Here is a 17,203-nt window from a genome sequence, read left to right as displayed (position 1 = left end):
CCTCCGGAGGAGGCGACCCCCGTCCGGCAACACGAAGGGCCACCACCCGGATCACCGGATGACGGCCCTTCGCCCTGAATCCTTACGCGCCCAGCAGCCTGCGCACCCGGTCCGCCCCCACGGCCAGCAGCAGCGTGGGCAGCCGCGGACCGGTGTCCCGGCCGACCAGCAGCCGGTACAGCAGCGCGAAGAACGACCGCTGCGCCGCCTTCAGCTCGGGCGTCGGCTTGGCATCGGCCTCCAGCCCCTCCAGCACCTTCGGCACGCCGTAGACGAGCGTGGTCAGCCCGTCCAGCGACCAGTGCGAGTCCAGCCCTTCCAGGAGCAGCCGCAGCGACTCGCGCCCCTGCTCGTCCAGCGAGCCGAGCAGTTCCTTGTCCGGCTCGTCGCGCACGACGGTGCGGGCCTCGGCCGGGACCTGGGTGGTGATCCAGTTCTCGGCCCGGTCGAGCCGCGGCCTGGCCTCGTCCAGCGAGGTCAGCGGGTTCGAGGGGTCCAGCTCGCTGAGGATGCGCAACGTCTGGTCCTCGGCCCCGGCCGTGATGTCGGCGACCGAGGCGAGCGTCCGGTACGGCAGCGGCCGCGGCGTGCTCGGCAGCTCACCGGCGGCCGTGCCGATCGCCCGGGCGTACGCGGCGGCGTCCGCCGGCAGCACCGAACCGTCGGCGACCTTGCGGCCCAGCGAGTCCCACTCGTCGTACAGCCGCTGGATCTCCTGGTCGAAGGCGATCTTGAAGGACTGGTTGGGCCTGCGGCGGGCGTACAGCCAGCGCAGCAGCGGCGCCTCCATGATCTCCAGCGCGTCGGCCGGGGTCGGCACGCCGCCCTTGGAGGAGGACATCTTCGCCATGCCGGAGATGCCGACGAACGCGTACATCGGTCCGATCGGCTGGACCCCGTCGAAGATCTCGCGGACGATCTGGCCGCCGACGACGAACGACGACCCGGGCGAGGAGTGGTCCACCCCGCTCGGCTCGAAGATCACGCCCTCGTACGCCCAGCGCATCGGCCAGTCGACCTTCCAGACGAGCTTGCCGCGGTTGAACTCCTTCAGCCGCACCGTCTCGGCGAAGCCGCAGACCGTGCAGGTGTAGTTCAGCTCGGTGCTGTCGTCGTCGTACGACGTGACCGTCGTCAGGTCCTTCTCGCAGTTGCCGCAGTAGGGCTTGTACGGGAAGTAGCCGGCCGAACCGCCGCTGCCGTCGTCCTCGCTCGCCGCACCGGAGCCCGCCTCGGCCTCCAGCTCGGCCTCGTCGGCCTTCTTCTGCTGCTGCGGCTTCTTGCCGCCCTTGCCGCCGGCCGCCGGGTCCTTCTTGGTCCGGTAGCGGTCGAGCACGGCGTCGATGTCCGCGCGGTGCCGCATCGCGTGCAGGATCTGCTCGCGGTACGTCCCCGCCAGGTACTGCTCCGTCTGGCTGATCCCGTCGTACTCGACACCCAGCTCGTCCAGGGCCGCCGTCATGGCTGCCTTGAAGTGCTCGGCCCAGTTCGGATACGAGGAACCGGCCGGGGCGGGCACCGAGGTCAGCGGCTTGCCGATGTGATCCGCCCAGGACGCGTCCACGCCCTCGACACCGTTCGGCACCTTGCGGTAGCGGTCGTAGTCGTCCCACGAGATCAGGTGCCGGACGGTGTACCCGCGGCGGCGGATCTCGTCGGCGACCAGGTGCGGGGTCATGACCTCGCGCAGGTTGCCCAGGTGGATCGGGCCCGACGGGGAGAGGCCGGACGCGACGACGACCGGTTTGCCAGGCGCACGACGCTCCGATTCGGCGATGACCTCGTCCGCGAAGCGGGAGACCCAGTCGGTCTCGGTGCTGCTCTGACTCTGAGCCACGGTCGGCACGTCCTTCTCTCTTGTAGGACTCATAGGGGCACCGACCATTCTCCCAGGTACCGCCCACAGCGCGAAAACGGCTTTACAGCCCGTGGGATACTTGGGGTCATCCCTTGTACCCCTACGGAAACGGCAGCCAGCTGATGGCCTCGGTCAATTCCCTCGCTTCCACGCTCCAGCAGCAGCTGGCGGACGCCCTGACGGCAGCCCTGCCGGATGCCGGTACCGCGGACCCGCTGCTGCGCCGAAGCGACCGGGCCGACTTCCAGGCCAACGGCATCCTGGCCCTCGCCAAGAAGCTCAAGGGCAACCCGCGCGAGCTGGCCGCCCAGGTCACCGGCGCCCTCCCGGCGACGGACCTGATCAAGGACATCGAGGTCTCCGGCCCCGGCTTCCTCAACATCACGCTCTCCGACAAGTCGATCATCGAGACCCTCGCCGCCCGGGCCGCCGACGGCGACCGGCTCGGCGTGCCGGTGAACACCGCCGCCGGCACCACCGTCATCGACTACGCCCAGCCGAACGTGGCCAAGGAGATGCACGTCGGCCACCTGCGGTCCGCCGTGATCGGCGACGCGATGGCGCAGATCCTGGAGTTCACCGGCGAGTCCGTCGTCCGGCGGCACCACATCGGCGACTGGGGCACCCAGTTCGGCATGCTCATCCAGTATCTGACCGAGCACCCGGGCGAGCTGAACCACGAGGGCGGCCAGGCCGAGGGCGAAGCCGCCATGTCGTCCCTGAACCGGCTCTACAAGGCGTCGAGGGTTCTCTTCGACTCCGACGAGGAGTTCAAGGCCCGCTCGCGGGACCGGGTGGTCGCGCTCCAGGCCGGTGACCCGGAGACGCTCGCCATGTGGCAGCGGTTCGTCGACGAGTCGAAGATCTACTTCTACTCCGTCTTCGACAAGCTCGACATGGAGATCAGCGACCCCGACATCGTCGGCGAGTCCGGCTACAACGACATGCTGGAGGAGACCTGCCGGATCCTGGAGGAGACGGGTGTCGCCGTCCGCTCCGAGGGTGCGCTCTGCGTCTTCTTCGACGACGTGAAGGGCCCGGACGGCAACCCGACCCCGCTGATCGTCAAGAAGACGAACGGCGGCTACGGCTACGCGGCGACCGACCTCTCCGCGATCCGCGACCGGGTGCAGAACCTCAAGGCGGACACCCTGCTGTACGTGGTGGACGCGCGGCAGTCCCTGCACTTCAAGATGGTCTTCGAGACGGCCCGGCGGGCCGGCTGGCTGAACGAGGACGTCAAGGCGCACCAGCTCGCCTTCGGCACGGTGCTCGGCAAGGACGGCAAGCCGTTCAAGACCCGTGAGGGTGTCACCGTCCGGCTGGAGGACCTGCTGGACGAGGCGGTCGAGCGTGCGACGGCCGTGGTCCGGGAGAAGGCCGAGAAGGTCGGCCTGTCCGAGGAGGAGATCGTCGAGAACGGCCGGTACGTCGGCGTCGGCGCCGTGAAGTACGCGGACCTGTCGACCTCCGCCGTACGGGACTACAAGTTCGACCTGGACCAGATGGTGTCGCTGCACGGCGACACGTCCGTGTATCTCCAGTACGCGTACGCCCGGATCCGGTCCATCCTGCGCAAGGCGGGCGACGCGAAGCCGGCCGCGCATCCGGAGCTGGAACTGGCCCCGGCCGAGCGGGCGCTGGGCCTGCACCTGGACCAGTTCGGCGAGGTGCTGTCCGAGGTGGCGGCGGGCTACGAGCCGCACAAGCTGGCCGCGTACCTCTACCAGCTCGCCTCGCACCTCACCACGTTCTACGACCAGTGCCAGGTCCTGAGCGACGAGAACCCTGCCGAGGTCGTCGAGAACCGCCTCTTCCTCGTCGAGCTCACCGCCCGCACCCTGCACCGGGGCATGGCGCTGCTCGGCATCAGGACCCCCGAGCGCCTCTGAGCCACGCGGTCCGACGTTCGGGGGCCCGGCTCACACCGGTACATCGGTGTGGGCCGGGCCCCACCGCGTACGTTTCACGGGTCGGGCCACTCGGAGCGGCCGAAGCCCGGGCGGCCGCCCCGGGTGCGGCTCAGACGGCGCCCAGGAGTCCGAGCACCTTTCTGACCGCCTCGACAACCGGCTCCCCGACCGTCGACACCGTGGCCGCGATACCGGCGACCGCCAGCAGCGCGCGATGCCTCTCCTCGGGTGCCCGCGGCGCGTCGGGCTCGCCGGTGAGGGCGGGCAGGTTGTCGTCGAGGACCCGGGCGCTGGCGGGCGGGAGCTGACCCCGCAGCTCCCCGATCAGCCCCAGCAGTTCCCGCACCGCCTCCTGCAGCTCCGCAGAGGCGGGTGCGGCGCCCGCGGACGCGAAGTGGTTGTTCTGGATGCCCGAGTTCCCCGTGCCGCCGTACATGTTCACGTTGTCGCCGCTCATGAATTCGCTATCCCCACATTCCCGGATCCGCCGTACATGTTGACGTTGTCCCCGAAGTGATAGATCTGGGGACTCGCGCTGATGCCCTCCACCCGCACGGTGAACTCGGCTTCCGGATGGTCGATCGCATACGCGATACGACCGACGAGTTCCATCAGATGGTTCGGGTCGTGGCTGGTCACCATCGCCGTCGACGGCCCTGACGTCTCCACGGCCAGCACGAAGTGCGAGCGCGCCGACAGGACCTGCATCAGCTCCACCAGGTAGAAGATCAACGCACCCACCGTCCCGAGCCACGCGAGGGTGATGAACGGGCCACCGCTGCTCTCGCCCCGGCCGAGGGACGCCACTCCGTCCACCAGCAGGATGAGAACGGTCAGGCCCACCGCCAGCGCGAGGGTCAACGCCACGCGCTTACTGAAGAGCATGATCGCCTCCTTGCGACGCGGACGCAGCACGAACGTGAACACGCGGGCGATGTTCTCCAGCGGATACGCGGCCGGCCCGACCCACAGCAGCCGCTTACTGACCCTGAGGTCGACCGCGCGCACCAGAGGCGGCGTCGGCGCGCCCATAGGTCGCGGTGGTATGGCCGGTGGCTCCATGACTCCCCCTCGAATGATCCGCTCGCCGCGAAGGGCCCATTAAGCGTCGCACCTACCTTCAACGCAAGTGGAAATCGACTCACCGACGCGTTACCGCCCAGGAGTTGGCGCAATCACCGCCTGCCCCACCCTCCACACCAGGACCCGTACAAACGGAAGATCCCGCGTACGCGCACGCGCCCGAACTACGAAATCGTCACCCGATCTCCGTTGACCGGTCTTCGGCCGGCGGGCGATAGTGACGCGGCCGATTCCACGTCGGCCGCGTCATCAGGGGTGGGGATCTCCATGCAGTGCAGCGGACACGACACGTCGCCCGAAAGGGCGACGGTGGGGACCGAAGCGGAAGCCACGGCCACGGAAGCCGAAGCGGCCGACGCGACCGCGGCGGTACTGGCCGCCCTCAGCGGCGGGAGACTCGCCGAGGCCCGCGCGCAGGCGACCGCCGCGCTGGAGCGGTACGGCCCCGATCCGGCGCTCTTCCTCCTGCTCGGCCGGGCCCACGCCGTCGAGAACGAGGACGACCACGACGACGAGGCCGAGCGCGCCTACCGCCGCGGCCTGGAAGCCTTCCCCGACCACCTGGACCTGCTGGCCGCGTACGCCGCACTCTGCCTGGAATCCGACGCGCTGGACCGCCCCGGCCGCCACGCCCGGGGCCCCGTCCTCGCGGCCCGGGTCCGCGCACTGGCACCCGGATCGCCGCAAGCGCGCGAAGTCGACCGGATCGGCAGGGGCATAGGCCTGGACGGGGCGGCAACGGGCGGCGGCCGGCCCTCCCTCGCCACCCCGATTCCGCGATCCGCTGCGCACGCGCAACGCCATGACGTCCGTACGGCCCTGGCCAACTCCCCGAGCCTCACCGAAGCCGCCCGCCAGGCCGAGGAGGATGCCCGGCGTTACCCCTACGACCTGCGCCGGATCATCCGCGCCGAGACCCTGACCGCCCTCGGCCGCCCGGGCCGCCGACTGCTCCTGGGGCAGGTACGGGCCCCGCTCCTGAGCGTGCTCGTCGCGTTGGCGCTGGGGGCCGTGGCCCTGATCCCCGGGCCCGCCTCGCCCCTGCCCGTGTGGGCGGCGGCCGCCGCCCTGCTCACGATCATCCCGAACCGCATGCTCACGGCCCTGGAGAGCCGGGCCCGCACGCGCGGCCTCGCCCGACTGCTGCCGCCTCCGGCTCCGGCCGACAGCGACCCGGCGTACAGCATGCTGCCGCCACCGCCCGCCCCCGGCGCCCGCGATTTCGCCGTGCTCGGGACGGCTCTCACCCTGGCGGTCTTCGCGGTGGTCTCTCCGCCGCTGCTCGTGCCCCGCACGCACACCGAGCCCCCGCGCTCCACGACATCGGCGCCGGACACCTTCCTCGGCAAGCCGCTGCTCTCCGCCCGGCCGGCCGTGGCCGGCCTCGACTCACGACTGGCCTCGGTGTGGCTGCCACCCGGCGGCGGCTCGTTCTCGTACGTCTACGGAAACCCGGAGGTGCCGATGGCCGACGGCAGTCTGCTCACCACGCAGGTCTTCGGCACGACAGGTGACTCCCGCACCGCGTTGAACGCCTACGAACAGACGCTGGCCGGTGCCGGCTCGGTCGTCGACGCCACCTGGGACGGCCCCACCGGGGCCCCGGTGCACTGCGTCTCGTACGCGACGGGCGACGAGGAAGCCGGCGCGCACGTGGCCTGCAGCTGGTCCGGCGACGACAGCTCGGGCACCGTGGTGACGGACGGCTCCGGCCTGAGCCACAACATGGCGGTCGTCGACACGATGATGGCGTGGGGCGAGATCGTGCACCAGGGCGCCGACGACAGTTCGCCCTGACCGAGCGTCACCGGGGCATGGCGCTGCTCGGCATCAGGACCCCCGAGCACCGCGGAGCACCGCGCGCCCCGTTCCGTACGGGGCCCACCAGGCGCACCCATCATTGGACTTGACCAATTTCCCTTCGTAGAAAATCATGACCGGAGTCGCCATAGGTTCTTCAGAACCCTCGTAACCGCCCCCCAGGAGAACCACGCAACATGCGTATACCCACCACTGCTGCCCTCGCGGCGCTCGGCGGCGCCCTGGTGCTCGGGCTCACCGTCGCCCCTGCCGCCCAGGCCGCTCCCGCCGCGGCGGACTGCACCACCGACGCCTTCGGAATCGCCGGTAAGTACGGCGAGTTCGTCCTCGGCGACGACGTCCACTCCCCCGACGCCGAGGGCGCCGTGGCCGTCGGCGGCAACGCCGACTTCCGGGGCGGCTTCAGCGTCGGCAACGAGCTGTCGGCCGCCGAGGTCGACGCCCTGCCCGGCCGGGCGGCGCTCGTCGTCCGGGGCGACCTGGTCAACGGCGGCTCGGACACCGTCGTGATGAAGGGCAACGCGGTGGTGGGCGGCACGGTGACGGGCCGCGCCGTCGACCTGCACCACGGCACCTTCGCCCAGCAGGCCGATCTCATCGACTTCGACGCGGAGTTCGCCAAGCTCCGGTCCTACTCCGCGGCGCTGGCCAAGGAGTCCGCGACCACCGGCGCCCAGGTCCGGCTCGAAGGAGACCGGCTGACGCTGGAGAGCGGCGACAGCGACCGTAACGTCTTCGCGGTTCCGGCCGACGAGCTGGAGAAGGCCAAGGAGGTCTTCATCAAGGTCCCGGCCGGGGCGACGACGATCGTCAACGTCAGCGGCCAGGACTACGACATGGCGAGCGCCGGCACCACCAGCTTCTTCCTCTCCGGCGGTCAGGACTTCGTCCTGGACGACAAGCGGCAGAGCACGTCCGACGGCAAGGTCAGGGCCAAGCTCCTCTGGAACTTCCCCGATGCCGACAAGATCTCCAAGAACAGCCAGGCCGCCTGGCCCGGCAGCGTGCTCGCCCCCGGGGCGCACCTGGACCTCGGCAACGGCGCGCCGGTCAACGGTTCGGTGTGGGTGGCCTCCCTGCACGGCTCGGGCGGGGCCGAGACGCACCACTTCCCGTTCACCGGCTGCCTCCCCGAGACCCCCGGCGGCCAGACCCCGTCGCCCGGTACGACCCCGAGCAGCAGCACCCCGGCCACGACGCCGCCGGCGACGGGCACCTCGTCGGCCCCCGTGAGCTCGCCGTCCCCGAGCGCCACCCCGTCCGACAGCCCGTCGGGGTCCGCCACGCCCGGCGCCACCGCGTCCCCGTCGGGCAGCACCGCACCGGGCGCCACCGGTGGCGGCGAGGGCGACCTGGCCTCGACCGGCAGCAGCGGCACGATCCCGATCGTCATCGGCGGCGCGGCGGTACTCGCCGCGGGCGCCGGCCTGGTCGTGATGGCACGCCGCCGCAAGCGCGCCTGATCACCACGCGCTGAGGGGGTGGCGCGCCACGGGCGCCACCCCCTCACGACCACCGGACCGCAGAACCGGTCCCCCTCAGCCGCCCTGCCCCTCCAGCGAGTCGGAGATGTCCTCCCACTTGGCCGTATCGCGCTGGTAGCTGTACACGGGGCGGTTCCCCATGGCCGCCGTACGGAACGGCCTGCCGTTGTCGTCGATGCGCAACGTCCCCTTCCGGCCCCCGCTGGACCAGTCCAGCTCCAGGTACCAGGTCACGTCGTGGTCCTCGGTGTGCGCGTTGAGGTGGAACACCTCCACGTCGGTGGAGCTCACCTGGTACGGGAAGTTCTTCGCCGCTACGACGCGGCCGCCGTCCTCACCGGCGACCGGCCGCGACACGGGCGCGCCGGCGTCCAGGTCGATGTCGAACGTCTGCGGCGCGATGCCGCCCCCGCAGCCCTCGCCCATCGAGTACGCGGGCCAGTCGTTGGCCGGCGCCTGCTTCACCACCCGGACGTGGAGCCCGGTCAGGACGACGGCCTGCTGCGAAGCGCCCTGCATCGTGAGCTCGATCAGCATCTTCCCCGCGTCCACCCCGCCCAACTGCGCCGACCAGTTGCGCCGGGCCCTGTCCTGGACGTCGGGCACCGGCGGCATGCCCTGGGGGTCCCGGTCCAGCAGGTAGTACTGCCCGCACGGCCAGTCCCAGTTGTACGAACTGATGGTGGAGGTCACAGGAACCCCCTGGAACCCGCTGCCCTTCTCCTCCTTCTTCCCGCCCGGTCCCTGGGGAACGGTGGACTTCGTGGCCGTGGCAGAAGGTGTCGCGGAACCACTGGTCGCGGACGGCGAGGGCTTGGAAGGACTCGGCGACGGGGACGCGCTGCCGCTCCGGCTCGGGGTGACCGGTGCGCTGCTGCGGGGTGTGTCCATCCCCTCCTCGTGGGCGCGGTCGCCCGAGTAGTGGCTGATGGCCAACGCGGTGGGCACGGTGAGCGCGACGACCGCGACGGCCGCGAGCAGGACCCGCAGCCGCTTGCCGGACATCCGGCGGGTGGTGGGCGCGGCACCCGGGGGCCGTGCATCGGGCGTCACGTCCTCGGCCGCCGGGTCGTTGGCCGCCTCTGATTCCGGTTCCGGTTCCGACGCCGCGCCCACCGGCTCCGCCGACGGCGTGACCGCGAGCTCGTCCGTCACCGCCTCCGCCGCCGTCACCGTCACCGTCACCGGCTCGACCGGGCCGGCGGCCTCCGCCCCTCTCAACGCCCCCCGCCGCTTGGCCTCGTCGGCCAGGATCCACTGCCGGTGCAGCGCGACCAGCTCGTCCGACGTCGCACGGCACACCCGCGCGAAGCGTTCGACCGGCGCGTAGTCGTGCGGAACCGCCTCCCCGTTGCAGTACCGGTGAATCGTGGAGGTGCTCATGTGCAGCTTCTGGGCCAGCGCTCCGTAGCTCAGCCCGGAGCGCTGCTTCAGCCCCCTGAGCAATGCGGCGAAGTCCTGGATCTCCGTGCCCACCCTGACCGTTCCCCTCTCCTACCCTCCCGGAACGGCGTCCCAGGCAGGTGATGTCTTCGCAGGTCAGGGGCCATTTTTCCGTTCCAGCGTCCCGTACCGGCCGGTGATCGTTGCCACCGGCTCCGAGCACCGGACACGATGGTGGAACACACCGCAGCAGCACCCCGGCAAGGGCAAGCAGCGCGACTCGTACACCCACCAACGTGCCCGTTCCCGGGAGCCGCCGTGCGTACTCGTCCTCAACTCAGCCTCACCGATGCAGTGGCCGCAGGAGTCCTGATCGCCTCGGTCACGACCGTCATCACACTCCTGTGGAACCTCTGACCACACGTCATTGTCCAGTACAACCGTCCGTCCCCGGTGCGCCAAAGCGGCGCCCCACATCCGGCGACACCTTCTGATGGGAAAAGACCACTCATGCGTAACCTCCGCATCCGCCGCGCCGCCCGTACCTCCGCTCTCGGAGCCATCGCCCTGATCGCCTCCGTGTCACTGACGGCCTGCCAGGAGGACAACCCCGCGCCGTACGACGCCCTCGCTTCCGCTTCGCCCGGCTCCTCCGCCACGACCCCGGCGGCGACCTCCGGCGCCTCCGGCGACAAGGCCAAGGAAACGGCGGCCCCCTCCACCGGCCAGGGCAAGGACACCGCCGCCCCGGACAACGGCACCGGCGGCTCCTCCGGTTCGGGCTCCGACGACGGCGCGTCCGCCGACAAGCCGCAGGACGACGGCGGTGTCGTCACCCTGGCCTGCACCGGTGCGAACACCAAGCTGACGATGTCGTCGGTGGCGCGGCCGGCCAACCACATGCTGCTCACGATGACCAACACCGGCTCGAAGGCGTGCAACGCCTACGCCTACCCCTACCTGCGCTTCGGTGAGGCGCAGGCCGTCCCGAACACCTTCCAGGACAGCAAGCCGCAGGCGGTGGCGACCATCAACCCGGGCGAGTCCGTCTACACCGGCGTCCTGACGTCGGCCGCCGACGGCAGCGGCACGAACGGATACGACACCAAGGACCTCAGCGTCAGCTTCCAGTCCCGCGCCGGCGGCTCCACCGGCTCGGCGGTCTCGGTGCCGCTCGCCAAGAGCGTGTACGTGGACAGCAGCCTCAGCGTCACGTACTGGCAGACGAGCATGGACGACGCGCTCCAGTACTGAGCGCCCGGGGGAACGGCCGGGGGGAAACGGCCACCACCCGCAACGCAAAGCCGCTCCACCTCACACGACCTCACATCACTTCACGGGGAGCATCACCATGAGCAGCAACCGCAACCGCAACCGCATCCGCATCCGCACCACCGTCCTCGCCACCGGCGCCCTCCTGGCCGCGCTCTCGCTCACCGCGTGCGGCAGCGACACCGGAACCGACAGCGCCAAGGCGGGTGCGGCCGCCCCGGCAGCGCACTCCGCCGCCAAGCAGTCCCCGCCCCCGGCCGCCACGCCGAAGAAGGCCGTCACCGACGCGGACACCACCAGCGGCACCAGCACCGACGCCCCCACCACCACCACCGGCGGCACGCCCAAGCGCGTCGTGCCCCCCGCCCAGAGTGAGCCGAAGAAGACCACCACCTCCTCGCCCCGGACCCCCAGCACCCCGAACCGCACGCCCGCCACCTGCACCGGCGGGAACACCAAGACGGTCGTGAGCAAGGTGAACCACCCCATCAACCACCTGCTGCTGACCGTGACGAACACGGGTGACCGCCCCTGCTACGCGTACTACGCGCCCAAGCTCCGCTTCGACGACGCGCAGGCCGTCTTCCCGATCCTGGAGAGCAGCCTGCCGCAGGCAGTCGTGACGCTGGACCCGGGCCGGTCCGCGTACGCCGCCATCGGCCTGACGGGCGAGCCCGGCGCCGGCCCCGCCCCGCGCAAGGCCGCCCACCTCCAGGTGAACTTCTCCGGCAGGAACGCGGCGGGCTCCACCGGCGCCCCGGCCGAGCTGACGCTCCCGGCGAAGACGTACTGGGACGACAACGGCTACGTCACCTACTGGCAGACCGACATGGCCGACGCCCTCACCTTCTGAGCCACACCACGGCCGAACCGGCCCCTCCGCCTCGTGCGGAAGGGCCGGTTCGGCCGTGGCGTCGAGGCGGCCTTGCCCGTCGGACGCGGTGTGGAACCGTAGGGCACATGAGCGGTGATCACGAGAGGGCCGCAGCGCTGGAGCGAGCGGTTCAGTTGCGGGAACAGGGCCAGGCCGGGCAGGCCCGGGAACAACTGGTGGAGCTGGTCGACCGGTATCCCGGGGATGCCGAGATCGCCTATCAGGCTGCCTGGGCACACGATGTGCTGGGCCTGGAGAGGGAAGCCGTGCGCCCCAGGCCTTCCGCATGCACGTGCCGAGGTGGCCCGGCCGGGGCCCGGACCGCCTCGGGCCGGTGGTCAGGCAGGCTGCGGGGTGGGTGTCGCGGGGGCGGCGGTCGCGGCCTCGCGGGTCTCGCGCAACACCAGCAGGCCGTTGGCGGCCATCAGTGTCGCGGTCAGGCAGTGGACGGCGAACGCGATGGCCACCGAGCCGTGGTGGACCAGCACGGTGGTCATGTCGCCGTACGCGGCGACAGCCTCCACCAGCAGCGCCCAGCCCAGCGCCCGACGGTGGCCGGTCACCAGCAGGATGCCCAGGACCAGGGCCAGGACGACGTCACGTATTCCCTTGATCACCAGGAAGCCGCCCCCGTCGCCGGCCGGCACGCTCGGTAAGCCGAAGCCCTGCGCCGCCGCCTGAGGGCTCACGATGAACTCCGTACCGAACCAGAGGATGAAGAGGACGAAGGCAGCGGCCACCACGGTGTTGATCTTCTTCAGAGACATGCTTCTTCTCCTTGCGGGATGTCGTCGTGCGGTCAGACGAGGGCGGCGACGAGGAAGGCGAAGGCGGCGATGATGACGGCGACGCGGACGTAGTGGTAGCGGTCCCAGCGGTTCATCTGCTCCTTCCAGTCGGCGGGCCGGTTCTCGGGGGTCCAGGTCTTGCCCCGGTTGTTGATCGGGACGAGCAGCAGGATCGACATGATCACGCTGACGGCCAGCAGCACGCCGCCGGTGACGACGAGGCCGGCGCCGTGCTCGCCCCATCGGGCGACGGCCCAGATCGCGGCGAGAATCATCGAGCCGATGTACCAGAACGGCATCAGGGCCCCGAGCATGCGGCCCCCATGAGCGCGGGCGAGCTGGCCGCTGTCCTCCGGGAGGGCATTGAAGATCCGGTTCATGACGAAGGCGACGGCGAACTCCACCCCCACCATCACTCCGACGACGACGGTGGTGATGACCTCAAGTGCGTTGAGCATGACGATCCCTCTCGAAATCTAGTGCCGCTAGCCGATGATGCAACGCTAGACCTACTGCCGCTCCTTTGTCTAGCGGTGCTAGAATCGAGTCATGTCGGTACAGGAACGCAAGGAACGTGAACGGGCGGAGCGCGAGCGCCTCATCGTGGCGACCGCCCGCGAGCTCGCCGAGCAGCAGGGCTGGGACGCGGTCACCACCCGCCGGCTGGCCGAGCGCATCGAATACAGCCAGCCCGTTCTCTACAGCCACTTCCGCGGCAAACGCGAGATCATCGGCGCCGTCGCCCTCCAGGGCGCCACCGAGCTGGCCGTGGCGGTACGGGCAGCGACCGCCGCCGCGAACGGCCCACGCCCCCGGGTCCACGTCCTGGCCCGCGCCTACCTGGACTACGCCGAACGCAACCCGGCGGTCTACGACGCCCTGTTCCAGCTCGACGGCGGCCTCGCGTACGCACAGGAGGACACCCCTGAACCCCTGAAGGACGCCTTCGCCGCGCTCCTGGAAACCCTGGGCGAGGTCGCCGGGGACGGCATCGCCCCGGGCCTGTTCACCGAGGTTTTCTGGTCCTCCCTGCACGGCCTGGCCACCCTCACCCGAACCCGACGCCTGCTCCCGGAGGACGCCGAAGCGAGGCTGGAACTCCTGGTGGACCGGCTCCCCGTGACCTGACGGCGCAAGAGGGCGCAGGAACTCAGATCCTGCTGAGGTCGACCTCCACCGCGAAGGGCGCGGCGGCCTTGATGACCCCGGTGAACACGTCCCCGTCCCGGTAGGCCCTGGTAGCAGGGTCGAGAACATAGGTGTACACGAGGGGAACGCCGGTCGCCGCCTGTTCGACCCTCCAGTAGAAGGCGATACCGGACTTGGCGTACTGGTCCGTCTTCACGATCCGGTCGGTGGTCTCCGACCCCGGTGAGACGACCTCCACGACCAGCAGCACGTGCTCGGGACGGGTGGGCGTGATGTCGATGGTGTCCGCGCGGTACACCACGACATCCGGGCGCCGGTTCGTGAGCGGGACGTCCTGGAGACGGACATCGAAGTCGGTATCGGCGTTCCAGTCGGGCCCCGCAGCCTCGTCCAAGGAATTCGCCAGGATCCGAGCGAGCCGGTTGTGGCGCTTGGACGCGCTGGGACTCACTACAACCATCCCGTCCACGATCTCGATCCCCGCACACTGCTCCTCGGACCAGGAGTCGTACTGCTCCGCCGTGATCTGCTCATGCATCCACGCAGGGGCTGCCATCTCGGCAGTCATGACGCACCTCCCGGACACCATGCGGGCGGGCCCGATCCCGCTGAGCTCAGCGTACTGTCCCAGCGTGCCCGCCCGGTGGCGGCTCAGGCACACAGCCCAGCGCCTCGGCCCAGAAGGCCACCATCCGCTGCGGATCGGAGCAGTCGATCGTCAGCTGCACGGTCATCCCCATTGCCTGAGCATCCCAGGCAGATCTGACAGACCCGAAACGGTCCGGGCGATCAGGCCCAACCGGCCGAGCTATAGAGTCCGGCCGGGAGGTGGCCATGACCGATCGCGGCTGGTACGACGACGATGGGTACGACGAAGCGTTGCAACGGGCCAAAGGCGCAACGCGGGTCGACTGGGCGGCAATCGCCGGCACAGCAGGCGCACTGACCTGCGCGCTGATCGTCTTCGTCGCGCTCTGCGCCGTTGCGGTCGGGGCGGGCCTGTACGTAGCGACGGCAATGGACTACTGACAAACCTGCCGCCGCCGGCCGACGGAATCGACCGGGCACGCCCTACCCGTGCCGGCTGAAGACCTCGCGGACGCCGGGCAGCGCCGCTTCCTGCTGCTCGTCCTCACCCTCGTACAGGTTCGCCACAACCATCTCCGGAGTGAAGTCCTGGCCGAAGCGGTAGCCGCCCAGGCAGTAGTCGAAGCCGGACTCGCCGAAGAGGTCCGCGTCCTCGCGGCGGCAGTGCTCCGCCAGGCCGTCGGACACGTGCCAGCGTGTGCCGTCGTGCCAGAAGACACCGCCCGCATAGTGAATCGTCCGGCCCGTGGCGGGGTCCGTGAGGTTCAGCGACTCGTAGTTCTCGGGACGGTCGCGGACCAGGCCGACGAGGGCTTCGGGCACGCCCTTGTAGAAGGACTCCTGGAGGGCGAAGTCCTCCTCGGCGTACAGATTCAGGTCCGACTCGTGGTCGAACGTCAGCAACAGCACGCGGCCGTCATCCGCGAAGTACCAGACCGCGGACTGACCACCGCCGTCGTTCCACGCCAGGCGACGTGCGCCGCTCACCGTCACGGGCGCCACATCGATGAGGTCGTCCATGATCGCCGCGCGGCGCTGCACCTCCGGGAGAGGAGTCGCTGCCAGGGCATCCCATATCGCGTTGCTCATGCCCGCAGGCTATCCACGGCCTCTGACAACGCGCCCGCCCCTACGATCTCACCCATGGCCATGTTCGTGCACCTGACACCCGCCGCGAACGCGGCACGCATCCGCAAGTCCGGGATACGGGCCGCCGGCCACAACCGCGACGGCGCAAAGGGCCTCTTCTGCTTCCCGGTCCTGCCGTCCTACACCCTCACCCACCAGTGGCTGCGCGAACTCGCCCGCCACGGCGGCCCGCGCGGCCTCGTCGCCGTCCACCTCCGCCTGCCCGACGACGAGCCGGTGACCGTCGGCCACTACAGCAACCGCCCGGGCCGGACCGCCCTCACCACCACGGCGAGCGACGCCGTGCACAGGGTCGCCGCGCTGGAGGACCCGCGCGGCTGGGAGGTCTTCCTCCCCCGGGCCGCCACCCGAGCCGAGATCCACCGCGTACGCGCGGTCCGCCAGGTCACCGGCTGGCGCTACTTCCCCGACTCCAACGGCAAGGCCCCGTGCACCTGTTACGGCTGCCGGGTGCGCGGCGAGTACGGCGCGCAACGCCTGCGCCGCCGCCGCCCGCACCCGCTCGACGGCCCGGCGCCCGCCACCCCCGTCCTGCTCGCCCGGATCGCCGCAGCGGGCGACCCCGGAGATGCGGCAGAACTACGCGCGACCCTGCACTGGTTCGGCTTCCGCCGACGCGGACCACTCGCTCAACTCATCCACCTCGCCGATCACCCAGACGCCGGCGTACGCGTGGCCCTGGTCGAGGCCGTGGCCCACTGGCGTACCCCCGGAGTCGACGCCTTGCTCCAACGCCTGGCCGAGGACCCGGACGAGGAGGTACGCGAAGCAGTCGACTCCACCGACCGGCTGAACCCGGCCTGACCACCGCCCCTACTGGCAGTCGAAGTCGAACCAGATCCGGTGCGTGCCGTCCTCGTCGACGGCCAGCCCGCCACCCCCGCGGATCCCGGCCAGGGCGCCGGTCCCACTCGACGGCACGATCGCGAAGAACTCGTTCGCCCGGTCGTCGCCGCTCGTAGCGGCAGAGTGCACGAAGTTGAACGTGCCCTCCCGCCCGCCGAGCGCACCCTCGAAGGCCTCCATGGCAACGTACGTACCCACCCCGGCGGCCTGATCGAAGGCGGCCGTGAACAGGGTCGTCGAACGCCCCGTGACCTCGCCCTCGAAGCTCTTGACGATGGTCGCGACACCCATCGGGAGACGCGTCTCGACCTCGGGGACGGGCTTCAGTTCGGACGGGACGAACGAGGTGACGGTGAAGGTACCGGAAGCTTTCATGGCGTCGATGGTAGGGCCGCACGGCCGGGATCCCGCGTGTGTGCGCTGCAAAATCAGCCCGGAGACAGGAACACGACGATGTCCGACTCGTCGCCCGGCACGGGTCCGGGCTCCTGCCATCCGACGCGGCGGTAGAACGCGAGCGTGTCGTGCGCCTGACTCCAGGTCAGCAGCCACGCCCGGCCGGTCGGCGCGTCAGCGGTGAGGGCGGACAGCAGCCGGCGCCCCAGCCCTGTGCCACGGGCGCGTGGCCGCACGCCCAGCTCGTCGATCTCGAAGGCGCCGACGAGGAGTTCGTTCACCCGGTCGGCGCCGAGCCGACTGGTCACCTTCCCATAGGCACGATCGGTGCGGAACGGGTCCTGGGTGGTCCACCCCGTGACAAAGCCTTCCACCTCACCGTTTTCCGCCATGGCCAGGACGGCCCGGAACCCGGGTCGGTACGCGTCCGCCTCCAGCCGCTCCCTGAACGCCGCCCGGGTCACCTCGGCGTCCTGGTGCTCCCAGGGCGGGGCGGTGAAGACCTCGACGTAGGCATCGGTGAGCTCATCGGCGCATGCCAGGACGTCCAGCCCGAAGTTCCGCATGGCGGGCCACCCTATCCGCCGGTCTTACCGCTT

The 17,203-nt window shown here is 70.5% G+C and carries 18 protein-coding genes and 1 pseudogene; 8 read left to right on the top strand and 11 right to left on the bottom strand.

All coding sequences use genetic code 11. The features are described 5' to 3' along the window. Positions 1–82: 82 nt before the first annotated feature. Complete coding sequence (gene lysS / locus ABTX18_RS20120) at positions 83–1,846, bottom strand: lysine--tRNA ligase (RefSeq protein ID WP_352124445.1); 1,764 nt, start codon at positions 1,844–1,846, stop codon at positions 83–85. A gap of 134 nt (positions 1,847–1,980) precedes the next feature. On the opposite strand from lysS, the gene argS reads away from it, so the two are divergent. Continuing rightward, the gene (argS, locus tag ABTX18_RS20115; protein ID WP_352124444.1) at positions 1,981–3,750 is read left to right on the top strand and encodes an arginine--tRNA ligase; all 1,770 of its coding nucleotides are present in this window, start codon (positions 1,981–1,983) and stop codon (positions 3,748–3,750) included. 130 nt (positions 3,751–3,880) lie between these two features. On the opposite strand, the gene ABTX18_RS20110 is transcribed toward argS, so the two are convergent. Continuing rightward, positions 3,881–4,228, bottom strand: a complete 348-nt coding sequence (locus ABTX18_RS20110) for a hypothetical protein (protein WP_352124062.1) — start codon at positions 4,226–4,228, stop codon at positions 3,881–3,883. After that, complete coding sequence (locus ABTX18_RS20105) at positions 4,225–4,803, bottom strand: DUF6232 family protein (protein ID WP_352124061.1); 579 nt, start codon at positions 4,801–4,803, stop codon at positions 4,225–4,227. The genes ABTX18_RS20110 and ABTX18_RS20105 overlap by 4 nt, the downstream gene beginning before the upstream one ends. 360 nt (positions 4,804–5,163) lie before the next feature. On the opposite strand from ABTX18_RS20105, the gene ABTX18_RS20100 reads away from it, so the two are divergent. Together ABTX18_RS20100 and ABTX18_RS20095 are read left to right on the top strand one after the other, a co-directional pair. Further along, positions 5,164–6,651, top strand: a complete 1,488-nt coding sequence (locus tag ABTX18_RS20100; RefSeq protein WP_352124060.1) for a hypothetical protein — start codon at positions 5,164–5,166, stop codon at positions 6,649–6,651. 200 nt (positions 6,652–6,851) lie between these two features. Beyond that, positions 6,852–8,138 (top strand): choice-of-anchor A family protein, encoded by a 1,287-nt coding sequence (locus ABTX18_RS20095; protein ID WP_352124059.1) that lies wholly within the window; start codon positions 6,852–6,854, stop codon positions 8,136–8,138. A gap of 75 nt (positions 8,139–8,213) precedes the next feature. On the opposite strand, the gene ABTX18_RS20090 is transcribed toward ABTX18_RS20095, so the two are convergent. Next, positions 8,214–9,635, bottom strand: a complete 1,422-nt coding sequence (locus tag ABTX18_RS20090; protein WP_352124058.1) for a helix-turn-helix domain-containing protein — start codon at positions 9,633–9,635, stop codon at positions 8,214–8,216. Positions 9,636–10,052: 417 nt separating this feature from the next. Between ABTX18_RS20090 and ABTX18_RS20085 the strand changes: the two genes are divergently transcribed. Further along, the gene (locus ABTX18_RS20085) at positions 10,053–10,796 is read left to right on the top strand and encodes a DUF4232 domain-containing protein (RefSeq protein ID WP_352124057.1); all 744 of its coding nucleotides are present in this window, start codon (positions 10,053–10,055) and stop codon (positions 10,794–10,796) included. A 97-nt stretch (positions 10,797–10,893) separates the two neighbouring features. After that, on the top strand, positions 10,894–11,667 hold the full coding sequence (locus ABTX18_RS20080) for a DUF4232 domain-containing protein (protein ID WP_352124056.1): 774 nt from the start codon (positions 10,894–10,896) through the stop codon (positions 11,665–11,667). A 359-nt stretch (positions 11,668–12,026) separates the two neighbouring features. Here the strand turns inward: ABTX18_RS20080 and ABTX18_RS20070 are convergent, their stop codons facing one another. Further along, positions 12,027–12,455: a DUF4267 domain-containing protein gene (locus tag ABTX18_RS20070; RefSeq protein ID WP_352124055.1), complete on the bottom strand. Its 429-nt coding sequence runs from the start codon at positions 12,453–12,455 to the stop codon at positions 12,027–12,029. A gap of 32 nt (positions 12,456–12,487) precedes the next feature. Continuing rightward, positions 12,488–12,934: an anthrone oxygenase family protein gene (locus tag ABTX18_RS20065; protein WP_352124054.1), complete on the bottom strand. Its 447-nt coding sequence runs from the start codon at positions 12,932–12,934 to the stop codon at positions 12,488–12,490. 91 nt (positions 12,935–13,025) lie between these two features. Here ABTX18_RS20065 and ABTX18_RS20060 point away from each other — a divergent pair, with 91 nt between their 5' ends. Next, positions 13,026–13,604, top strand: coding sequence for a TetR/AcrR family transcriptional regulator (locus tag ABTX18_RS20060; protein ID WP_352124053.1), 579 nt, complete (start codon positions 13,026–13,028; stop codon positions 13,602–13,604). 22 nt (positions 13,605–13,626) lie between these two features. On the opposite strand, the gene ABTX18_RS20055 is transcribed toward ABTX18_RS20060, so the two are convergent. Both ABTX18_RS20055 and ABTX18_RS35840 read right to left on the bottom strand, forming a co-directional pair. Beyond that, complete coding sequence (locus tag ABTX18_RS20055) at positions 13,627–14,193, bottom strand: Uma2 family endonuclease (RefSeq protein WP_352124052.1); 567 nt, start codon at positions 14,191–14,193, stop codon at positions 13,627–13,629. A gap of 61 nt (positions 14,194–14,254) precedes the next feature. Beyond that, a pseudogene (locus ABTX18_RS35840) lies at positions 14,255–14,365 on the bottom strand (VOC family protein); the annotation flags it as partial. Between the two features lie 94 nt (positions 14,366–14,459). Between ABTX18_RS35840 and ABTX18_RS20045 the strand changes: the two are divergent. After that, a complete protein-coding gene (locus tag ABTX18_RS20045; protein WP_352124051.1) occupies positions 14,460–14,654 on the top strand; it encodes a hypothetical protein in 195 nt (64 codons plus the stop codon). Positions 14,655–14,696: 42 nt separating this feature from the next. Here the strand turns inward: ABTX18_RS20045 and ABTX18_RS20040 are convergent, their stop codons facing one another. Next, positions 14,697–15,302: a hypothetical protein gene (locus tag ABTX18_RS20040; protein WP_352124050.1), complete on the bottom strand. Its 606-nt coding sequence runs from the start codon at positions 15,300–15,302 to the stop codon at positions 14,697–14,699. A gap of 54 nt (positions 15,303–15,356) precedes the next feature. Between ABTX18_RS20040 and ABTX18_RS20035 the strand changes: the two genes are divergently transcribed. Next, positions 15,357–16,166 carry a HEAT repeat domain-containing protein gene (locus tag ABTX18_RS20035; RefSeq protein WP_352124049.1) on the top strand — a complete coding sequence of 270 codons (810 nt, stop codon included), beginning with the start codon at positions 15,357–15,359 and terminating at the stop codon, positions 16,164–16,166. Positions 16,167–16,175: 9 nt separating this feature from the next. Here ABTX18_RS20035 and ABTX18_RS20030 read toward each other — a convergent pair whose 3' ends face one another. Next, complete coding sequence (locus ABTX18_RS20030) at positions 16,176–16,583, bottom strand: DUF3224 domain-containing protein (RefSeq protein ID WP_352124048.1); 408 nt, start codon at positions 16,581–16,583, stop codon at positions 16,176–16,178. Positions 16,584–16,636: 53 nt separating this feature from the next. Next, positions 16,637–17,170, bottom strand: a complete 534-nt coding sequence (locus ABTX18_RS20025) for a GNAT family N-acetyltransferase (protein WP_352124047.1) — start codon at positions 17,168–17,170, stop codon at positions 16,637–16,639. Positions 17,171–17,203: the final 33 nt, after the last annotated feature.

Origin of the sequence: Streptomyces sp. NPDC096323 (assembly GCF_040302845.1) — a bacterium.
Taxonomy (GTDB): domain Bacteria; phylum Actinomycetota; class Actinomycetes; order Streptomycetales; family Streptomycetaceae; genus Streptomyces.
Note: the sequence above shows the minus strand (reverse complement) of the source record. Positions and strands in the feature narration are given on the sequence as shown.

Bases quoted from the DNA above. Each gene is read 5' to 3' on its own strand.
- argS (WP_352124444.1), top strand. From the start codon at position 1,981: ATGGCCTCGGTCAATTCCCTCGCTTCCACGCTCCAGCAGCAGCTGGCG.
- ABTX18_RS20110 (WP_352124062.1), bottom strand. From the start codon at position 4,228: ATGAGCGGCGACAACGTGAACATGTACGGCGGCACGGGGAACTCGGGC.
- ABTX18_RS20105 (WP_352124061.1), bottom strand. From the start codon at position 4,803: ATGGGCGCGCCGACGCCGCCTCTGGTGCGCGCGGTCGACCTCAGGGTC.
- ABTX18_RS20095 (WP_352124059.1), top strand. From the start codon at position 6,852: ATGCGTATACCCACCACTGCTGCCCTCGCGGCGCTCGGCGGCGCCCTG.
- ABTX18_RS20085 (WP_352124057.1), top strand. From the start codon at position 10,053: ATGCGTAACCTCCGCATCCGCCGCGCCGCCCGTACCTCCGCTCTCGGA.
- ABTX18_RS20080 (WP_352124056.1), top strand. From the start codon at position 10,894: ATGAGCAGCAACCGCAACCGCAACCGCATCCGCATCCGCACCACCGTC.
- ABTX18_RS20070 (WP_352124055.1), bottom strand. From the start codon at position 12,455: ATGTCTCTGAAGAAGATCAACACCGTGGTGGCCGCTGCCTTCGTCCTC.
- ABTX18_RS20065 (WP_352124054.1), bottom strand. From the start codon at position 12,934: ATGCTCAACGCACTTGAGGTCATCACCACCGTCGTCGTCGGAGTGATG.
- ABTX18_RS20060 (WP_352124053.1), top strand. From the start codon at position 13,026: ATGTCGGTACAGGAACGCAAGGAACGTGAACGGGCGGAGCGCGAGCGC.
- ABTX18_RS20055 (WP_352124052.1), bottom strand. From the start codon at position 14,193: ATGACTGCCGAGATGGCAGCCCCTGCGTGGATGCATGAGCAGATCACG.
- ABTX18_RS20045 (WP_352124051.1), top strand. From the start codon at position 14,460: ATGACCGATCGCGGCTGGTACGACGACGATGGGTACGACGAAGCGTTG.
- ABTX18_RS20040 (WP_352124050.1), bottom strand. From the start codon at position 15,302: ATGAGCAACGCGATATGGGATGCCCTGGCAGCGACTCCTCTCCCGGAG.
- ABTX18_RS20035 (WP_352124049.1), top strand. From the start codon at position 15,357: ATGGCCATGTTCGTGCACCTGACACCCGCCGCGAACGCGGCACGCATC.
- ABTX18_RS20030 (WP_352124048.1), bottom strand. From the start codon at position 16,583: ATGAAAGCTTCCGGTACCTTCACCGTCACCTCGTTCGTCCCGTCCGAA.
- ABTX18_RS20025 (WP_352124047.1), bottom strand. From the start codon at position 17,170: ATGCGGAACTTCGGGCTGGACGTCCTGGCATGCGCCGATGAGCTCACC.